This window comes from Pseudomonas sp. PSPC2-3 (genome assembly GCF_049898265.1).
GTDB classification, from domain to species: domain Bacteria; phylum Pseudomonadota; class Gammaproteobacteria; order Pseudomonadales; family Pseudomonadaceae; genus Aquipseudomonas; species Aquipseudomonas veronii.
On sequence record NZ_JAFCXJ010000010.1, the window covers coordinates 217,234 to 233,629 of the forward strand.

18 protein-coding genes are annotated in these 16,396 nt (G+C 61.0%); 8 read left to right on the forward strand and 10 right to left on the reverse strand.

Annotated features, from left to right (window positions below):
• Window positions 1–34: 34 nt before the first annotated feature.
• The 3 genes from ACP7E3_RS23565 to ACP7E3_RS23575 are packed head-to-tail and all read right to left on the reverse strand — an operon-like array spanning window position 35 to window position 2,304.
• Entirely contained in the window at window positions 35–952 is a 918-nt protein-coding gene (locus tag ACP7E3_RS23565) for a 5'-nucleotidase (protein WP_046384243.1), read from the reverse strand.
• Between the two features lie 15 nt (window positions 953–967).
• Window positions 968–1,921 carry a putative 2-dehydropantoate 2-reductase gene (locus tag ACP7E3_RS23570; RefSeq protein ID WP_057003730.1) on the reverse strand — a complete coding sequence of 318 codons (954 nt, stop codon included), beginning with the start codon at window positions 1,919–1,921 and terminating at the stop codon, window positions 968–970.
• The gene (locus ACP7E3_RS23575; RefSeq protein ID WP_017849524.1) at window positions 1,918–2,304 is read right to left on the reverse strand and encodes a hypothetical protein; all 387 of its coding nucleotides are present in this window, start codon (window positions 2,302–2,304) and stop codon (window positions 1,918–1,920) included. Before ACP7E3_RS23575 ends, ACP7E3_RS23570 begins: the two co-directional genes overlap by 4 nt.
• Here ACP7E3_RS23575 and ACP7E3_RS23580 point away from each other — a divergent pair.
• Together ACP7E3_RS23580 and ACP7E3_RS23585 are read left to right on the forward strand one after the other, a co-directional pair.
• A complete protein-coding gene (locus ACP7E3_RS23580; protein ID WP_426124539.1) occupies window positions 2,303–2,737 on the forward strand; it encodes a PilZ domain-containing protein in 435 nt (144 codons plus the stop codon). The genes ACP7E3_RS23575 and ACP7E3_RS23580 overlap by 2 nt on opposite strands.
• 131 nt (window positions 2,738–2,868) lie before the next feature.
• The gene (locus tag ACP7E3_RS23585; RefSeq protein ID WP_017849526.1) at window positions 2,869–3,945 is read left to right on the forward strand and encodes a 3-deoxy-7-phosphoheptulonate synthase; all 1,077 of its coding nucleotides are present in this window, start codon (window positions 2,869–2,871) and stop codon (window positions 3,943–3,945) included.
• Between the two features lie 70 nt (window positions 3,946–4,015).
• Here ACP7E3_RS23585 and ACP7E3_RS23590 read toward each other — a convergent pair whose 3' ends face one another.
• Window positions 4,016–4,297 (reverse strand): GNAT family N-acetyltransferase, encoded by a 282-nt coding sequence (locus tag ACP7E3_RS23590; protein ID WP_003189869.1) that lies wholly within the window; start codon window positions 4,295–4,297, stop codon window positions 4,016–4,018.
• 612 nt (window positions 4,298–4,909) lie between these two features.
• On the opposite strand from ACP7E3_RS23590, the gene oprI reads away from it, so the two are divergent.
• Window positions 4,910–5,161 (forward strand): outer membrane lipoprotei OprI, encoded by a 252-nt coding sequence (gene oprI / locus ACP7E3_RS23595; protein WP_003172710.1) that lies wholly within the window; start codon window positions 4,910–4,912, stop codon window positions 5,159–5,161.
• A 134-nt stretch (window positions 5,162–5,295) separates the two neighbouring features.
• Here oprI and ACP7E3_RS23600 read toward each other — a convergent pair whose 3' ends face one another.
• The 3 genes from ACP7E3_RS23600 to ACP7E3_RS23610 form a co-directional block, all read right to left on the reverse strand.
• Complete coding sequence (locus tag ACP7E3_RS23600; RefSeq protein ID WP_017849528.1) at window positions 5,296–6,264, reverse strand: L,D-transpeptidase family protein; 969 nt, start codon at window positions 6,262–6,264, stop codon at window positions 5,296–5,298.
• 86 nt (window positions 6,265–6,350) lie between these two features.
• On the reverse strand, window positions 6,351–6,644 hold the full coding sequence (locus tag ACP7E3_RS23605) for a hypothetical protein (RefSeq protein WP_017849529.1): 294 nt from the start codon (window positions 6,642–6,644) through the stop codon (window positions 6,351–6,353).
• A gap of 58 nt (window positions 6,645–6,702) precedes the next feature.
• Window positions 6,703–7,308, reverse strand: coding sequence for an arylesterase (locus tag ACP7E3_RS23610; protein ID WP_026140353.1), 606 nt, complete (start codon window positions 7,306–7,308; stop codon window positions 6,703–6,705).
• 10 nt (window positions 7,309–7,318) lie between these two features.
• Between ACP7E3_RS23610 and ACP7E3_RS23615 the strand changes: the two genes are divergently transcribed.
• A complete protein-coding gene (locus ACP7E3_RS23615; RefSeq protein ID WP_017849531.1) occupies window positions 7,319–8,002 on the forward strand; it encodes an ABC transporter ATP-binding protein in 684 nt (227 codons plus the stop codon).
• The gene (locus ACP7E3_RS23620) at window positions 8,002–10,512 is read left to right on the forward strand and encodes an ABC transporter permease (protein ID WP_057003731.1); all 2,511 of its coding nucleotides are present in this window, start codon (window positions 8,002–8,004) and stop codon (window positions 10,510–10,512) included. Before ACP7E3_RS23615 ends, ACP7E3_RS23620 begins: the two co-directional genes overlap by 1 nt.
• A 43-nt stretch (window positions 10,513–10,555) precedes the next feature.
• Here ACP7E3_RS23620 and greB read toward each other — a convergent pair whose 3' ends face one another.
• Window positions 10,556–11,029: a transcription elongation factor GreB gene (gene greB / locus ACP7E3_RS23625; protein ID WP_026140354.1), complete on the reverse strand. Its 474-nt coding sequence runs from the start codon at window positions 11,027–11,029 to the stop codon at window positions 10,556–10,558.
• Between the two features lie 126 nt (window positions 11,030–11,155).
• A complete protein-coding gene (locus tag ACP7E3_RS23630; RefSeq protein ID WP_046384246.1) occupies window positions 11,156–12,319 on the reverse strand; it encodes a hypothetical protein in 1,164 nt (387 codons plus the stop codon).
• A gap of 257 nt (window positions 12,320–12,576) precedes the next feature.
• Here ACP7E3_RS23630 and ACP7E3_RS23635 point away from each other — a divergent pair, with 257 nt between their 5' ends.
• From ACP7E3_RS23635 to ACP7E3_RS23645, 3 genes are read left to right on the forward strand one after another with little or no spacing between them, the layout of a single operon-like run.
• The gene (locus ACP7E3_RS23635; RefSeq protein ID WP_057003733.1) at window positions 12,577–13,503 is read left to right on the forward strand and encodes an ABC transporter ATP-binding protein; all 927 of its coding nucleotides are present in this window, start codon (window positions 12,577–12,579) and stop codon (window positions 13,501–13,503) included.
• Window positions 13,500–14,225, forward strand: a complete 726-nt coding sequence (locus ACP7E3_RS23640; RefSeq protein ID WP_046384248.1) for an ABC-2 transporter permease — start codon at window positions 13,500–13,502, stop codon at window positions 14,223–14,225. The genes ACP7E3_RS23635 and ACP7E3_RS23640 overlap by 4 nt, the downstream gene beginning before the upstream one ends.
• 15 nt (window positions 14,226–14,240) lie before the next feature.
• A complete protein-coding gene (locus tag ACP7E3_RS23645) occupies window positions 14,241–15,929 on the forward strand; it encodes a Gldg family protein (protein ID WP_426124544.1) in 1,689 nt (562 codons plus the stop codon).
• A gap of 4 nt (window positions 15,930–15,933) precedes the next feature.
• Here ACP7E3_RS23645 and ACP7E3_RS23650 read toward each other — a convergent pair whose 3' ends face one another.
• Window positions 15,934–16,242: a hypothetical protein gene (locus ACP7E3_RS23650; RefSeq protein WP_017848810.1), complete on the reverse strand. Its 309-nt coding sequence runs from the start codon at window positions 16,240–16,242 to the stop codon at window positions 15,934–15,936.
• Window positions 16,243–16,396: the final 154 nt, after the last annotated feature.

Consider the following 16,396-nt stretch of genomic DNA (forward strand, 5'->3'; position numbering starts at 1 on the left):
TGAGCTTAGCAGCGCCTTGGGGAATTCGACTGACTTAGCTCGGCGTCTGGACCTTCACCTCATTACTGATGCCATGGGGCACATGCCCGGTGGCCACCACCTCCCTGGCTTTCTCGCAATGGCCGGCCTGGTCGTCGAAAAAAACGTCGGCGGCGAACGCCTCCAGGAACGCGGATTTCTCCAGGCCGCCGAGGAACAACGACTCGTCCAGGCGGATATCCCACTCGCGCAGGGTACGGATCACCCGCTCGTGGGACGGCGCCGACCGGGCGGTGACCAGGGCAGTGCGGATCGGGCAGGCCGCGTCCGGAAACTCACGCTGCAACAGGTTCAGCGCCGCGAGGAAGCCCTTGAAGGGGCCGCCATGCAACGGCTGGCGCGCCGATTCGCGCTCGCTGGCCTGGAACGCTTCCAGCCCGCCCTGTTGGTAAACGCGCTCCGACTCGTCGGAAAACAACACCGCATCGCCATCGAATGCGATCCGCAGCTCCTCGCTCGATGCACGGCGCGCGCCGCCCGACAGAATCGTCGCCGCGGCGAACCCGGCATCGAGCGCACTGCGCACATCGTCAGCATGGGTCGAAAGAAACAGATGGCAACCAAACGCCGCCAAATAAGGATATGGACTACGCCCTCCTACGAAAGCGGCGCGGGAAATGTCCAACCCGTAATGCTGGATCGAATTGAACACGCGCAGGCCGGTGTCGGCACTGTTGCGCGACACCAGCACCACTTCGACCCGGGCCCGGCCCAGGCTGGCGTTGAGGCTCAGCAGTTTTTTGACCAGCGGGAAGGCATCGCCCGGCTCGAGCGTTTCTTCTTCGTGCTCGATCTGGTATTTGCGGTAGGCCTCCACGCCTTGGGCCAGGTAGACCTTGTGGCTATCGCTCAAGTCGAACAGGGCCCGCGATGAAATCGCCAGCACCAGTTTGTCGCCCAATCCGTTTGCCATGGTGGTTCCCCCCAATCAGCGGTTATGCCGATCAATAAAACTCAAGGCCTGATACAACGCCTGCATGCGCGGCAGCTCGCAGCCGGCGGCCTTGGCGGCGGCGAGTGGGCGAGCGTAGATCGCCGCCAGTTCCAGCGGGCGTTTATGGATATGGTCGTGGTACATGCTGGGCAGGTAATCGTCCATGCTTTCGGTCATGGTAAACATCTGCTCGGCATAGCTGGCCGGAATGTCGTGACCGCAGGCGTGAGCGCCCTTCACCACTTCGGCCATCAGCGCCTGGATCAGTTCGCGGCTGGACTCGTCCGCCATCATCGCCGTGGTGCCACAGCCCAACAGCACGGAGAGACCGTTATAAGGCACGTTCCACACCAGCTTGTGCCAGCGCGCCAGGTGTACGTTGGCCATGGCCTGGGACTCGATGCCGGCCTGATGAAACAACGCGGCGCCTGCTTCGACAATCGCCTTCTGGCGCGCTTCGTCGTTGGCGGCAGTGCCGCTGTGATAACCCAGGTTGACCCGGCCCAACGCCTGATGCTCGACAACGCCGGGGGCGGAACGGTGTACGCCGATATAGCACAACCCACCGAGCAGATGCAGGGACGCCGGCAAGTGCTCGCGCAGGCTGTCTTCGACGTCGAGGCCATTTTGCAGCAACACCACCTTGGCGTCGGGCGCCGCGACCTGGGCGATGGTCGGGGCCAGGTCGACATTGCCCGTGGATTTGGTGCCTACCAGCAGCCAGTCGCACGGTGGCATGTCGGCGGCGTGGGCGTAGGCCTGCACGGGGTTCAGGTGCAAGGTGCCATGCACGCTGCTGTTGAGGCGCAGGCCACGCTCACTGACCGCTGCGTATTCGCTGCGCAGCAGGAAATGCACATCGAAGCCGGCGCGCGCCAGCATCAGGCCGTAGAAACCACCGATGGCGCCGGTGCCGATAATGCCAATGCGTGGCGACAATGCGGTCATGGCAAATCCTCTGGAGTGCGGGTAAGCGCTTGATGAATAGCGTCGGTAAGCTCGGAAGGTGTAAGACGTGTCTGTATCTGCCCGAAGAATTGACCCTCGCACACCACGAACAGCGCCGGCAAATGAAAGACCTGATAACGTTCCACCGCGCCGCCGTTGTGCCCGGCATCCACCCAGCACAACCGATCCACCGGCAACTGCCAGCCCGGTAGCTGCTGATGCGCCCAACGGCAACCGGAACAGCCCACGCTGGTAAACAGCACGAGCGAAATGCCTGGTAATCCCAGCAGTTGCTGGTCAATATCCAGGTCGGTCAATGCCTGCTCCTTCACTATACTGCTGCCACCGCCGTCGACTGGACGGTGCTCGGAGTCCGTGTACATGGGTCGTTTTTTACCTCATCCTGATGATGTCGCTGCCCTGTTGATCCAACGTCCCTCTCCCCCCATTCCCCGCCAACGCCTGCACACTATCGGCCTGGGCGGCATCGCCTGCAATTGCCCGCGTGCCTGGCGCCAGGGTACAGCGGTTGACCTGCATATCCCGTCCCTGGGCGCCGGGGCCCGCTACCCGGGCTATGTGGCATGGTGCCGCAAGGTAGAAGACGGCTATCGCGTCGGCATCTCGTTTACCGATGAACATGCGTTGTTCGGCGCACGCATGGGTGAGCAAGCATGCTGGATAGAGCGCTACTGCCGCCAGCACGAAGACGCCGAGTCGACGCCCGAGCAGTTCGAAACCATGGCCCGCGAGTGGGTGGCGCGGCATGCCGGTGAATTCTCCCATGAGGCGTTTGTAGCGCCGGCACTGGATTAAAGCGGGCTTTGCCCATTGTCGCGGGCCCGTGTTACGCGCTAAGGTTCCTCCCCCCTGCATTCAAATCATGCTGTGCTCCGCCGCACGGGGATGGCTGGCGGCCGGCACCCGTGACCCTGACGAGTAACACGATGGCTGATTTACCGATCAACGACCTGAACGTCGAATCCAACGAGACCCTGATCACGCCCGATCAGCTCAAGCGCGAAATCCCCCTGAGCGACGCTGCCCTGCAGACCGTCACCAAGGGCCGCGAAGTCATTCGTGACATTCTCGACGGCACCGACCACCGCCTCTTCGTGGTAATCGGGCCATGCTCGATCCACGACCTCAAGGCGGCCCACGAATACGCCGAGCGCCTCAAGGCGCTGGCCGAAGAAGTGTCCGACACCTTGTATCTGGTCATGCGCGTCTATTTCGAGAAACCGCGCACCACCGTCGGCTGGAAGGGCCTGATCAACGACCCGTACCTGGACGACTCGTTCAAGATCCAGGACGGCTTGCACATCGGTCGCAAGTTGCTGCTGGACCTGGCCGAAATGGGCCTGCCCACCGCCACCGAAGCCCTCGACCCGATCTCCCCGCAGTACCTGCAGGACCTGATCAGCTGGTCGGCCATCGGCGCGCGCACCACCGAATCGCAAACCCACCGCGAAATGGCGTCCGGCCTGTCTTCGGCCGTGGGCTTCAAGAACGGCACCGACGGCGGCCTGACCGTGGCGATCAACGCGCTGCAGTCGGTCTCCAGCCCTCATCGCTTCCTGGGTATCAACCAGGAAGGCGGCGTCTCCATCGTCACCACCAAAGGCAACGCCTACGGTCACGTGGTATTGCGCGGCGGCAACGGCAAGCCCAACTATGATTCGGTCAGCGTTGCCCTGTGCGAACAGGCGCTGAACAAGGCCAAGATCAAGCCGAACATCATGGTCGATTGCAGCCACGCCAACTCCAACAAGGACCCGGCCCTGCAACCGCTGGTGATGGAAAACGTCGCCAACCAGATCCTGGAAGGCAACCAGTCGATCATCGGCCTGATGGTCGAAAGCCACCTGAACTGGGGCTGCCAGGCGATCCCCAAAGACCTGGCCGACTTGCAGTACGGCGTGTCGATCACCGATGCCTGCATCGACTGGGCGACCACCGAGAACACCCTGCGCAGCATGCACGCCAAGCTCAAGGACGTGTTGCCCCTGCGCAAGCGCAGCTGAGTCTGATCCTGATCAGCGCACACAAAAACGCCGGGCTAAGCCCGGCGTTTTTCATGTTGCAGTTCATGCCTTACAGCTTGGCCGCATGGCGCTGGTGGCGCTCCATGTAGCGCTCGACGTAAGAGCACGACGGGATCACCGTGTAGCCGGCCTCTTCGGCGAACTTCAAGGCTTCCTCGGTCAATGCAGCCGCGATACCGCGACCTCGCAGTGCGTTGGGCACGAAGGTCCGATAGATGTCCAAGGTCTGCTTCCCGAGGTCCATATAGGTCAGGTAGGCACGATGACCGTCCACATTGGTCTCGAACTGATGACCAGCCTGGTCATGGTGGATGGACAACGCCTCGCTCATCACTACTCCTCGCGGGTCTTGGATTCTGACCCCTACCTTACCGATGTTTTTCCGGCGAAGGAACATCTACGCCACCCCGTGCCGGTTTCGACGACGAGAAAACCGTGAGCGCTCACAACCAGCACGTAGAGAATAGTAGGCGGCAATCCTGAAATTGCTCAAGACGCACTCGTCATCCCTGGGGCTGGCGGATATAGAAAGGGCCTCGATCAATCGGTGACCGAAAGCCTGAACATTGCCGGCAGTTGAAGCTTGAGACGAACAGGCGCTGTTAAAGTCACCTCTACATGCGCAAAAGATACAGGGTTTGGCAAAGTCAACCTGTACAAAAGTGTTAGCTTCAGTATATAAATTTTCATCTACTTACAAGGCTTGACACATGCTGGCCGGCCCTTTCAGGGCGCATGCATTCTTCAGCAGACTGCTAAAAATTGAACGCTTTTTATACAATTTCCCAAAAGATTAGCCAAAATAGATTCAGCACAGAAATTTTTTTTTGCTTCTTGCGCTACGTCAGTTTACTTACTACAAGTAATGAGTAGTATGTACGCCGGCTATTAGCTCACTCTGAGATAGTAGCTATCTTATAGAAAGTCCTTGAAGGGGAACACGATGAACAACGTTCTGAAATTCTCTGCTCTGGCTCTGGCCGCAGTTCTGGCTACCGGTTGCAGCAGCGTCTCCAAAGAAACCGAAGCTCGTCTGACTGCAACTGAAGACGCAGCAGCTCGCTCCCAGGCTCGTGCAGACGAAGCCTACCGTAAAGCTGATGAAGCTCTGGCTGCTGCTCAAAAAGCACAACAGACTGCTGACGAAGCTAACGAGCGCGCTCTGCGCATGCTTGAAAAAGCTAGCCGCAAGTAATAGTCCTTCGGGGTTGTTACCAAGCCGGTCCATTCTTGGACCGGCTTTTTATTGCCTGCGATTCGGTCCCGGATCACGGGCAATAAAAAGCCCGCCGCAGCCCAAGGCCGTGGCGGGCGATTGATCGAACCGGCTTATTGCAACGGATCGAGCGGCGCGTTCGAGACCATCGACGCCGCAGCCGGCACACCGATTTCAGTCGGCAGGCCATCTTCCGCCGCGACCACGTCGCGCACCTGATCCCAGTTCACCCGCAGGTGATTGGCCAGGTCTTCACGCTTGAGCAGCGCGTTGATCACCGCGGTGTGCTTGTCGACCACCGACGGCGTGCCATCGTCGTTCAGCGGCGTATGCGCTTCGAGGTAGACCTTGCCGCCACTGCTGCCGAACTTGTAGGCATCGTTGATGATACGCACCGGAGTACCCACCGGTACCATGCCGGCCATTTCCAGCACGTTATTGTTGAACATGCGGAAGCAGCCGTGGCTGGTACGCGTGCCGATACCGAACTTCATGTTGGAGCCGTGGATCAGGTAGCCCGGCGTGCCCAGGGTGAACTTGAACGGCCCCAGCGGGTTGTCCGGGCCGGCCGGTACCACGTTGGGCAACGGATCGCCGTTGGCGGCGTGCTCGGCCTTGATCGAAGCGGGTGGCGTCCAGGTCGGGTTCGGCGTTTTCGCGACAATGCTGGTATGGGCGATCGGCGAGCCCCAGCCTTCACGACCAATCCCCAGCGGGAAGGTGTAGACGACGTTCTGGCCCTTGGGGAAATAGTAGAGCCGGTATTCGGCAAGGTTGATCACGATACCTTCGCGGGGGCCCGGCGGCAGGATGAACCGCGTCGGCAGGACGATCTCGGTGCCCGCCCCCGGCAACCAGGCATCGACGCCCGGGTTGGCGGCGACCATCTCCGAGTAGCCCAGGTCGTAGGTGGTACCCAGGTCGGCAAACGTATCTTCGTACTTGGCCTTGATCACTTGGACCTGGCCGACGATGTCTTCGCCCGGGGGTGGCAAGGGCAACTGCAAGGCCGCCGCGGAACCCGCCGCACACAGGGCGGCAAGAGACAGGCAGCAGGTGACGGCGGAAAGGCGCGACAACATCCGGAAAATCCTTCGCAGAACAACGTGTAGGTAAAAAGCGATTGTATACGCGATGCGGGCTTCAAGCTGCAAGCTCGTAGCGCCCCTCACCACTCGAAGCGCAGCTCCGGCCAGATCGGCGGCGTGCCACGCTTTTGCGACTCCAAGATGGCACGGCACAGGGGGCACAGGCGCTGATCCTGGAAAATCGAGCGATCCACCGCCGACCAGCGTGGCTGAGCCGGCAACAACGTGCCGCAGAGCGTGCGATCGATCGTGCCGCCCAGCTCCAATTGACGCGTGACCAGATGCACCCGGACTTCCTGGCAGGCGAACAGATCCAGCTGCTCGTCCGGCTCGATCAGTTGGTAATTAAACAGGGACCAGGCAGGACGCGACATCGAGGGCTCCAAATCGGGGGGGCGCCACCTTAGCCGAAAGCCTGCCGGTAGAAAAGCGTCATAACAGCGGTTTTAGCGTCGGCCAGACATTTTCCAGCAACTTACCCTGGGCGCCGACCGCCGGGTGCAGTTGATCGGCCTGCATCAGCTCGGGATGACCGCCCACGCCGTCGAGGAAAAACGGCACCAACGGCACGCTCTTCTCCTTGGCCAGGGCCGCGTAGACCCCGGCAAATGCCGTGGTGTATTTCGGACCGTAGTTAGGCGGCAACTGCATGCCCAGCAGCAGGACCTTGGCGCCGACCGCCTGGGACTGCTCGATCATCGACGCAAGATTTTGTTTCAATTGCGCGGGCGGCTGTCCACGCAGGCCGTCATTGCCGCCCAGCTCGATAATCACCAGGTTGGGCTTATGCTCCGCAAGCGCCGCCGGCAGCCGCGCGAGGCCTCCGGCGCTGGTGTCGCCGCTGATGGACGCGTTGACCACTTTATCGTCGAAACCTTCGTGTTTGAGCCGCTGTCCCAACAAGGCTACCCACCCTTTGCTGGTATCCAGTCCGAAACCGGCACTGATACTATCGCCAACGATCAGGACTGTACCCGCCGCTGCGTTCTGGGCCATGCACATCAAGGCCAGGCCAGCACTCAAAAACCACATTCGCATCGGATTCTCCATGGGCGCAAGCATTCTCATCGCGCGAAACCTTAGCAAAGTGGTTCCCAGCGCGGAAGGTGAACTGACTATCCTGCACGAACTGAGCCTGGAACTGAACAAGGGCGATAGCCTGGCTATCGTCGGTGCCTCCGGCTCCGGCAAGTCCACCCTCCTCGGTCTGCTGGCCGGCCTCGACCTGCCCAGCAGCGGCGAAGTTATCCTCGCAGGCCAAGCCTTGAGCAGCCTCGACGAAGACCAGCGCGCGCGCATCCGCGCCGAACACGTGGGCTTCGTCTTCCAGTCATTCCAACTGCTCGACAGCCTCAACGCCCTGGAGAACGTCATGCTGCCGCTGGAGCTGGACGGCCGCAAAGACGCCCGCGAGCGCGCCAGGTACCTGCTCGAACGGGTCGGCCTGGGCCAACGCCTGACCCACTCGCCACGCCAACTCTCCGGGGGTGAGCAGCAACGGGTGGCGATCGCCCGCGCCTTTGCCGCCGAACCGGACGTGCTGTTTGCCGACGAACCCACCGGCAACCTCGACAGCCATACCGGCGAGCGCATCAGCGACCTGCTGTTCGAACTGAATAAAGAAAGCGGCACGACCCTGGTCCTGGTCACTCACGACGAGCGCCTGGCGCACCGTTGCCGACGCCTGATCCGCCTTGAAGCCGGCCTGCTGGTCGCGCCCCTGGAGCCTTGATGGCACGCTTGCCGCTGTTGCGCCTGTTCAGCCTTGCCCTGCGCCAATTGCTGCGCGATGCCCGCGCCGGCGAATTGCGCGTGTTGTTCTTCGCCCTGCTGGTGGCCGTGGCCTCCAGCACCGCCATCGGCTACTTCGGCGCACGCCTTAATGGCGCCATGCTGTTGCGCGCCACCGAGTTCCTCGGCGCCGACCTAGTGCTCGAGGGCAGCTCACCCGCGCGCCCCGAGCAAATCAGGTCCGGGATCGAACTGGGCCTGGATCACGCACGCGTCGTCGAGTTTTCCAGCGTTATCGCCACCGATAACGGCATCCAGCTGTCCAGCATCAAGGCGGTCAACGAGCAGTACCCGCTGCGCGGCGAACTGAAGAGCGCAGCCGCGCCATTCGCTGACGAAACCGCAGGCGGCGGCCCGAAACCCGGCGAAGCCTGGGTGGAGGCACGGCTGCTCACCGCACTCGACCTGAAAGTCGGTGACAGCATCGACGTGGGCATGAAGTCCCTGCGCCTGGCGCGTGTGCTGACCTATGAACCGGACCGCGCCGGCAATTTCTACAGCCTCACGCCACGGGTGATGATCAACCTGGCCGACCTGGGCGCCACTGGCGTCGTCCAGCCCGGCAGCCGCGTCAGTTACCGCGAGCTGTGGCGCGCAGCCCCCTCAAGTACGGCACTGCAAACCTATCGCGACCTGATCAAGCCGGGCCTCGCGGCCAACCAGCGCCTGCAGGACTCGCGGGATGGCAACCAGCAGATCGGCGGCGCCCTGGGCAAGGCCGAGCGCTACCTGAACATGGCCAGCCTGGTGGCGGTATTGCTGGCCGGTGTGGCCGTGGCGTTGTCCGCCAACCGTTTCGCCAGCCGACGTTTTGATGCCAGCGCGCTGTTGCGCTGCCTGGGTTTATCGCGGCGTGAAACCATGCTGTTGTTCAGCCTGCAACTGAGCGTACTCGGCCTGTTGGCGAGCCTGGCCGGCGCCCTGCTGGGCTGGCTGGCGCAATTTGGCCTGTTCTATTTCCTCCACGACCTGCTGCCGGCGGACGTACCGCCCGGCGGGCTGCTGCCGGCCATTGCCGGGATCGGCACCGGGCTGGTGGCCCTCGCCGGTTTCGCCCTGCCACCGTTGGCGGCACTGGGCCGCGTCCCACCGCTGCGCGTGTTGCGGCGCGACCTGCTGCCCATCCCGTCCAGCACCTGGATGGTCTACGGCGCGGCGCTGCTTGCCCTGGGCCTGATCATGTGGCGCCTGAGCCTCGACCTGGTGCTGACCTTCGCCCTGCTCGGCGGGGGCGTGGTTGCGGCGTTGATCCTCGGTGGCCTGCTCCTGCTGCTGTTGCAGAGCCTGCGCCGCCTGCTGGCCCGGGCGTCCCTGCCGTGGCGCCTGGGCCTGGGCCAGTTGCTGCGTTATCCGTTGGCGGCGGCAGGCCAGTCGCTGGCGTTCGGCTTGATCCTGCTGTCCATGGGCTTGATCGCCCTGCTGCGCGGCGAATTGCTCGACACCTGGCAAAACCAGCTGCCCAAGGACGCCCCCAACTACTTCGCGCTGAACATCCTGCCCGCCGACAAGGACGCCTTTGGCGCTCGCCTGCTCGAACTGCAGGCACAATCGGCGCCGCTGTATCCGGTGGTGCCCGGCCGGCTGATCAGCGTCAACGGCGAGCCCGTGCAGGCGATCGTCAGCAAGGACTCCAGCGGCGACCGCGCGATCCAGCGCGACCTGAGCCTGACCTGGGCCGCCGACCTGCCGCCGGGCAATGCCCTGACTGCGGGTACCTGGTGGTCACAGCAACCGGGCGATGAAATACCGGGGGTGTCGGTGGAAGCCAAGGTTGCCGAAAGCCTGAAACTCAAGCTCAACGACCACCTGGTGTTCACCGTGGCGGGCGAAACCCGTGAAGCGCGGGTCACCAGCCTGCGCACCATCAATTGGGATAACTTCCAGCCCAACTTCTTCATGATTTTCCAGCCTGGCACCTTGAAAGACCTGCCGGCCACCTACCTGACCAGCTTTTATCTGGCCCCCGGCCATGACCGGCAGATCGTCGACCTGTCCCGGGCCTTCCCGGCGGTCACGATCCTGCAAGTCGAGGCCCTGCTGGAACAGTTGCGCAGCATCCTCGCCCAAGTAACGCTGGCCGTGGAGTATGTGCTGCTGTTCGTGCTGGCGGCAGGGATGGCGGTGCTGTTCTCCGGCCTGCAGGCCACCCTGGACGAGCGCATTCGCCAAGGTGCACTGCTGCGTGCGCTGGGCGCCGAGCGCAAGCTGCTGGTGAAGGCCCGACGCATCGAGTTCGGCCTGCTCGGCGCCGTCAGCGGTTTGCTCGCGGCGCTGGGCACCGAGCTGGTGACCTGGGTGCTCTACCGCTATGCCTTCGACCTGGCCTGGCACCCACACCCGTGGTTGTTGTTGCTGCCGGTGATCGGTGGCGTGCTGATCGGCGCTGCCGGGGTGTTCGGGACGCGCCGCGCGCTGAATGCCACGCCATTGGCGGTATTGCGCGAAGGCTGAGACGACAATGGCCCGCGCGTCACAGACCGCGGGCCACCATTGTCTATTTCACATACTCGATAGCGGTGATCCACCAGCACACCTCGCCGTTCGGCGTCTGCACGATGGCCTCATCGTCGACTTGCTTGCGCAGCAGCGCCCGCGCCATCGGCGAGTCGATGGAGATGTAGTCCATCCGTTCGTAGATCTCGTCATAGCCGACGATGCGAAAACGCTTGGTTTCGCCCTGCTCGTTTTCGATATCGACCCAGGCACCGAAAAATACCCGCCCTTCCTGTTCGGGCATGTACTCCACCACGCGCATGTCTTCCAGACGCTTGCGCAGGTAGCGCACCCGTCGGTCAATCTCACGCAGCAGCTTCTTGTTGTACTGGTAGTCCGCGTTCTCGCTGCGATCCCCCAGGGAAGCAGCCCAAGTCACCTTGCGCGTGGTGTCCGGACGCTTTTCGCGCCACAGGTAATCCAACTCCTTCTTCAGCGCCTCATGACCTTCTTTGGTAATCAGCTTGGTACTCAAACGTGTGCATCCCCAGGCAATGTCCATTGATTCCAATACGCCGCGGCATGCAGGCCCCGGCGTCGACGAACAGAGGGTGATGATAAATGAACCGGGGAAAGTAGCCAGACCCTCTGACGCCTCGCATCACAGCTGGATTGCGCCCGGCTCGCTGCTGGCTTGAACCAGCTCATTCCTGGCCAGGCCGTCCAACGCCTGGTCGAGTTCAAAGAGAATGGCATGCACATTCTGGCGCAACCCTGGTAACTGCACGAGCAGCGCCGCCAACGTCTCGCCTTTCTGACGCGCCCGCAGCTCTTGCGCCTCGACTTGAATGGCCCGCTCTTCGAGGACGCGGGTGCGCTCATCCATTTGACGCTGCCCTTGCTGCTGCATGACCACGGCATTTGCCAACTGCGCTTCACGCCCCTCCAACGCCTGCGCCTGCAACTGCACGGCGCCCTCCTCCTGCACCATGCGACGGGTCAGTTCCTGGCGCTTTTGCTCAAGCTCCGCCAGCCCTCGCTGCAGTTCAACCTGGCGCTGTTCGAGTGCTTCTTCGCGCTTTTGCATCGCAAGTTTTTGCTGGGTCAGTTCCTGGGCGACACGCGCGAGGTTGGTCAAGGTGCTGTCCACCTCGAACAGTGAATTGTGTTCTGCCTGTTCGTTGGACGCCGGCGGCGCACTGGGTGCAACCGCGACGACCGGCGCAGCATTTGGCGCCACGACCGCGGGCACCTGCCGCTGAGGTTCAGCCAGCCCCTCGATCACCACGGGCAAGACCTTTTCAGGCGCCTTGGTGACTTTGGGAGCCGAGACCAATTTGGAAGAAAAACGAATGGACGGGACAATCAGCGTGGGACTTTCAATCGCCTCTGACGCAGGGGCCGATGTGCCCAAGGTAATCACCTTCATCACCAAGGCTTTCTTGATGTTCATTGAATGATGATCTTCGGGCCTGGCGGGCGGCAACTTGCAGCCTTTCAAGTCGACAAAGTGATAGGGAATCTGGCCGTCGCCGACGCTACCCGACTTGGTACCGGACGCGGCCAGGGTCAGTATTTGTTTAAACACCCGCATCGCAACTTGCAGATCCTCTTGGGCATCCACCCCACCCAAGAAGTAGCGTTCAACTTTCCTACGCAATGCTGCGACATATACCCGGGAACTACCCGGCTCTATTTCTTCATCCAGGCTGTACACAAGAAAGTTCGACGCGATCTGGGGAACAGCAAAACCACAGAGCAGAGCACCGTTGACCGGCGCATCCTCACCAGAGCGTTCAAGAACTAGGGTACGTAGAAGCATCATAGTAATCAGGCCTCATGACAACAAGCAAAGCGTATATAAACATCAGATAAACATCCGACCATCAACATGCATTTATCACTCAACGATTGTTTCAGCGAGGTAACAGACTGAACGTAGGACTTCTCTTATTAAGATACTTCAGCGTTTCCAAGCGCTGTACATTGAACGTACCATTTTTAAACCCGAGCCCTATATCACTCAACAAAGGCGCTTGCCTCTTCATTCTTCTTGCCTCACCAACCGAACAGAAAAGCATAATGATCGAGATAAGCAACCTCACAAAATACTTGAACAAAAAGAGTGTAATCAGCGATGTCTCATTTTCTGCCAAACGCCAAGAGTGCCTTGGTTTATTTGGATTGGAGGGGGCAGGTAAAACGACACTTTTAAAAATGATCGCCGGCGCCATCCAACCCTCCTCGGGGCAAGTGCGGATTCTGGGGCTGGATACACATACACACGGCTATCACGCACGCAAGGCAATAGGCTATCAACCCGAATCCGGAGTCAGTCACCCGACCCTGTCGGTCAAGAACCTGCTCAGTTTCATCGCCACCCTTCGGGGATTCCAAGGCGCGGAGCGACGCAGGCGGGTGGATCACGCGGCCAGCCGACTCGAACTCTGGCCAGTCCTCGATTACCCGATCAACACCCTTCCCCCTGGCCTGAAACGCAAAGTCGCGTTTGCCCAGGCCCTGCTGCACGACCCCGACGTGCTGTTACTGGACGAACCCAGCGAAGGGTTGGCGCCCCATCAGCAAGGCAAGATCAGCAGGCTTATCCAGTCGTTGGCCGACGAGATGACGATCATCGTTGCCTCACGCGATTGCGAAGCACTGGCCGGCGTCTGCACCCGCGCCCTGGTCATTGGCGGCGGGCGCCTGTTGGCGGACACCCCGATGCCCGAGCTGCAGCGCAGTTCCCGGCACTTTCGCGCAGTCACCCTGGCGGCGGAGTCAGCCCTGGATTTACTGGCACTTGCCGTACTGCCCGGCGTGGCAGGTATCGAAGAAGACCGGCACGGCCCGGGCACGGTAACCGTTCTCGCCATGCCGGGACACTCCATCTACCCCGCCATCTGCGCATTGATTGCCAACCGACGCTGGGAAATACACTCACTGAATCTGGAGCCAGGCCGCCTGAACGATGTCGTTCACCACCTGAGCCAGGAGGCATCCCATTGAACCTGCTGCCATCTGTTTTCAAACGCCAGCTTGCCAGCTATCTATCGGCACCTGCCACCTACCTGAGCGTTGCGCTGTTCCTGTTGCTGTCGACCTTGCTGGGGTTGCACACCAGCCAACTGCTGGAGCGCAGCAGCAGCGATTTGCAGGGCTTTTTTCAATGGCACCCTTGGTTGTACCTGTTACTGATCCCTGCACTGTCGACTCAACTTTGGGCGGACGAGAATGAGACAGGCTTTGGCGATTTCATGAAAACACTGCCTGTGCGGCCCGCCGAACTGGTTATTGGGAAGTTCCTCGCCGCCTGGGTCGTGGCGGGCCTGGCATTATTACTGACATTCCCCATCGTGACGGTGGTCAACTTGTTGGGCAGTGCGGACAACCGGGTCATCGCATCCCAATTCCTGGCCAGTTGGTTATTGAGCGGGAGCTATCTCTCAGTGGGTGTTTTTATTTGCGCACTGACCCGCCAGCGCCTGGCCATTTTCATATTGACGCTGAGCCTGCTGTTATTGGCCAGCGGCGTGTCTTCGATATTGGATGCACTGGAGCGTCAAGCCCCCATCTGGATCATCGACAGTTTGACATCTCTCAGCCCACTCCTGCGTTTTGGCCTGATTGATCACGGGACACTTACCTTTCAGGACGGCGCGTATTTCATCAGCATGATCATTGCTTTTCTTGCTGCGACGACCGTTATCCTCAACTACAAGAACAGCTGAGAAGGAACACTCTCGATGCGATATCCATTGCGCACCGGCATGACACTTAGCGTCATACTGCTGCTGTTCCTCGCATTCAACCTGGTATGGGTAGTCAAACTTCCTGATTTACGCCAGGACTTTTCCCAACAACAGACCAATACATTGTCACCCGCGGTATTGCACTTACTCACCACACTGGAAAGCCCACTGGACTTCTATTATTTCAACTCAAGCATACCGGCCAAAAAAAGCATCCTGAAACACTATGCCAAACGCGTTGAAGAAAAGCTCAGGGCGTTTGAACACGCAGCAAACGGCAGGATCAATCTGCACATTATCGATCCCACTCCCTTTTCAGAGGATGCCTACAAAGCAGGACTGTATGGCCTGCGCGATCAACCGGGGTTCTTCGGTCTTATCGGCGCTCGGGAGGGACAAACCGCCCAACGCATCGAGTCGTTCAACCCGGAGAACGAGCCGCTGCTGGAGTATGAAATCAGCCACTTGATCACCCAGTTGCTGCACCCCGAGCCCGCGATCGTCGGGCTGTTATCAGGGTTACCGGCCGGCGCATCCATCGAGCCGCTGGTACTGGAGTTGCACCGACATTTCGATCTCCTGGAGCTGGAGCCGACGGCCGATCATGTGCCCTCGCGGATTAAAACCCTGATGCTGGTACATCCACGCGGGCTGCCGGAAAAAACACTGTATGCGATCGACCAGTTCGTCCTGGGCGGCGGCAAACTGCTGATGTTTATCGACCCCCTCGACAAAGGCGGCTCAAAGACAACGTCCTCCGCCACCCGGCTAGACGGCTTGCTCGCCGGCTGGGGGGTCAGCATGCCGAGCAACAAAGTGCTGGTCGACCCCACCTATGCCCCGTCGGAACATCAACCGGCCACATTCACCCTGCCACGCCAAGCAATGAATACCCGCGATGTCAGCAGCTGGAAGCTGGGCACAGTGACCGTGTCGAACAGCGGCGCCCTGTTCTCCCTGGATAAAAGCCGCGCCATCTTCACGCCGCTGTTGCGCAGTTCCAGACAGTCGTTACTGATCGATTCAGACGCCGTGGGCAGTGCGTTACCCACGCGTGGCGAGCCTCACGTGATCGCTGCCCGCCTCGAAGGGCCAGCCTATTCGGCGTTTGCCGACGGATTTGACGGGCGGCCGCCGGGGTTGCAGAAGGCGGCGCAGATCCATGTGGTCGTGGTTGCAGATACGGATATGTTGAGCGAGCCTCCCGGCGAATCCGCGCGAAATGCCAACAAACTGTTTGTCATGAACGCACTGGATAACCTGGCCGCGCCGCAGGCCCTGGCGGATATTCGCCCGCGCGCGGTGGCCGGCCATTCATTGAAGCTGCTGGCGAAGCGGCGCGAGGCTGCCGAACGCGCCTATCGGGATCAGGCTGCCGAGCTGGAACGGCGCCTGGCACGAACGGAAAAGGAATGGCAGCGCCTTAACCCCGACGTCACGGCCCTGGGCACGGAGTCGGTCGATACCAGTACCCAGTTGCAAGCGCTCAACAAGGAACGCCTGCGTCTACCGATGGAACTGCATACGCTGAAAAACACGCTTTACGCGCCAGTGCAGCGCCTGGAACGCAACGTAAAACTGCTGGTGATTGTGCCGTTGCCGGCACTGCTGTGCCTGATTGCCTGGGGGCTGTTTCGGCGGCGGCGTCGTCGCTGGCCGGTGCCGCCGTCGGCGTTTTATTGAGGGCTCAGCGCCGCGCGATCAAGCCTTGCCGGGCAATGCGCGTCAGTTGGCGGATCACCTCAGCCGCGTCACTGGCGCTGGGCGCCTGGATCACCGCGAGGTCAAAGCTGTTGCTGGCAAAGCGTGCCAGGGAATCGCCATCTTCGACAAATTGGATCAGGAACGCCGAGGGCCGCCCGCCCCGACGCGGCCAGCCGTCCAGGTAACGCAACAGCGTCGGCTGGTGCTTGCCGCCCAGGAGAATTCTCGGATTGCGTTGAGTCAGCTCCGCAGTGATCGGAGCCAGGCGTATGAGGGGGCGTGGTGCATTCATCGTGTCGTGTCTCTGCCTCAAAAGTCTGCGGGCAGGTGAGAGGCAACACCGAACCAGCGCTTTAGCGGTATTTCGAAGCCGGCGTCTGCAATGAGAACTGGCTTCTGTCGGGCTGCATCGAGTCCCAGTGGCGCCCCGCAATTAGCTGTTTAAA

Coding starts and splice junctions, on each gene's coding strand:
- ACP7E3_RS23565 (WP_046384243.1), bottom strand. CDS start 952: ATGGCAAACGGATTGGGCGACAAACTGGTGCTGGCGATTTCATCGCGG.
- ACP7E3_RS23570 (WP_057003730.1), bottom strand. CDS start 1,921: ATGACCGCATTGTCGCCACGCATTGGCATTATCGGCACCGGCGCCATC.
- ACP7E3_RS23580 (WP_426124539.1), top strand. CDS start 2,303: ATGGGTCGTTTTTTACCTCATCCTGATGATGTCGCTGCCCTGTTGATC.
- ACP7E3_RS23575 (WP_017849524.1), bottom strand. CDS start 2,304: ATGTACACGGACTCCGAGCACCGTCCAGTCGACGGCGGTGGCAGCAGT.
- ACP7E3_RS23585 (WP_017849526.1), top strand. CDS start 2,869: ATGGCTGATTTACCGATCAACGACCTGAACGTCGAATCCAACGAGACC.
- ACP7E3_RS23590 (WP_003189869.1), bottom strand. CDS start 4,297: ATGAGCGAGGCGTTGTCCATCCACCATGACCAGGCTGGTCATCAGTTC.
- oprI (WP_003172710.1), top strand. CDS start 4,910: ATGAACAACGTTCTGAAATTCTCTGCTCTGGCTCTGGCCGCAGTTCTG.
- ACP7E3_RS23600 (WP_017849528.1), bottom strand. CDS start 6,264: ATGTTGTCGCGCCTTTCCGCCGTCACCTGCTGCCTGTCTCTTGCCGCC.
- ACP7E3_RS23605 (WP_017849529.1), bottom strand. CDS start 6,644: ATGTCGCGTCCTGCCTGGTCCCTGTTTAATTACCAACTGATCGAGCCG.
- ACP7E3_RS23610 (WP_026140353.1), bottom strand. CDS start 7,308: ATGCGAATGTGGTTTTTGAGTGCTGGCCTGGCCTTGATGTGCATGGCC.
- ACP7E3_RS23615 (WP_017849531.1), top strand. CDS start 7,319: ATGGGCGCAAGCATTCTCATCGCGCGAAACCTTAGCAAAGTGGTTCCC.
- ACP7E3_RS23620 (WP_057003731.1), top strand. CDS start 8,002: ATGGCACGCTTGCCGCTGTTGCGCCTGTTCAGCCTTGCCCTGCGCCAA.
- ACP7E3_RS23630 (WP_046384246.1), bottom strand. CDS start 12,319: ATGATGCTTCTACGTACCCTAGTTCTTGAACGCTCTGGTGAGGATGCG.
- ACP7E3_RS23635 (WP_057003733.1), top strand. CDS start 12,577: ATGATCGAGATAAGCAACCTCACAAAATACTTGAACAAAAAGAGTGTA.
- ACP7E3_RS23645 (WP_426124544.1), top strand. CDS start 14,241: ATGCGATATCCATTGCGCACCGGCATGACACTTAGCGTCATACTGCTG.
- ACP7E3_RS23650 (WP_017848810.1), bottom strand. CDS start 16,242: ATGAATGCACCACGCCCCCTCATACGCCTGGCTCCGATCACTGCGGAG.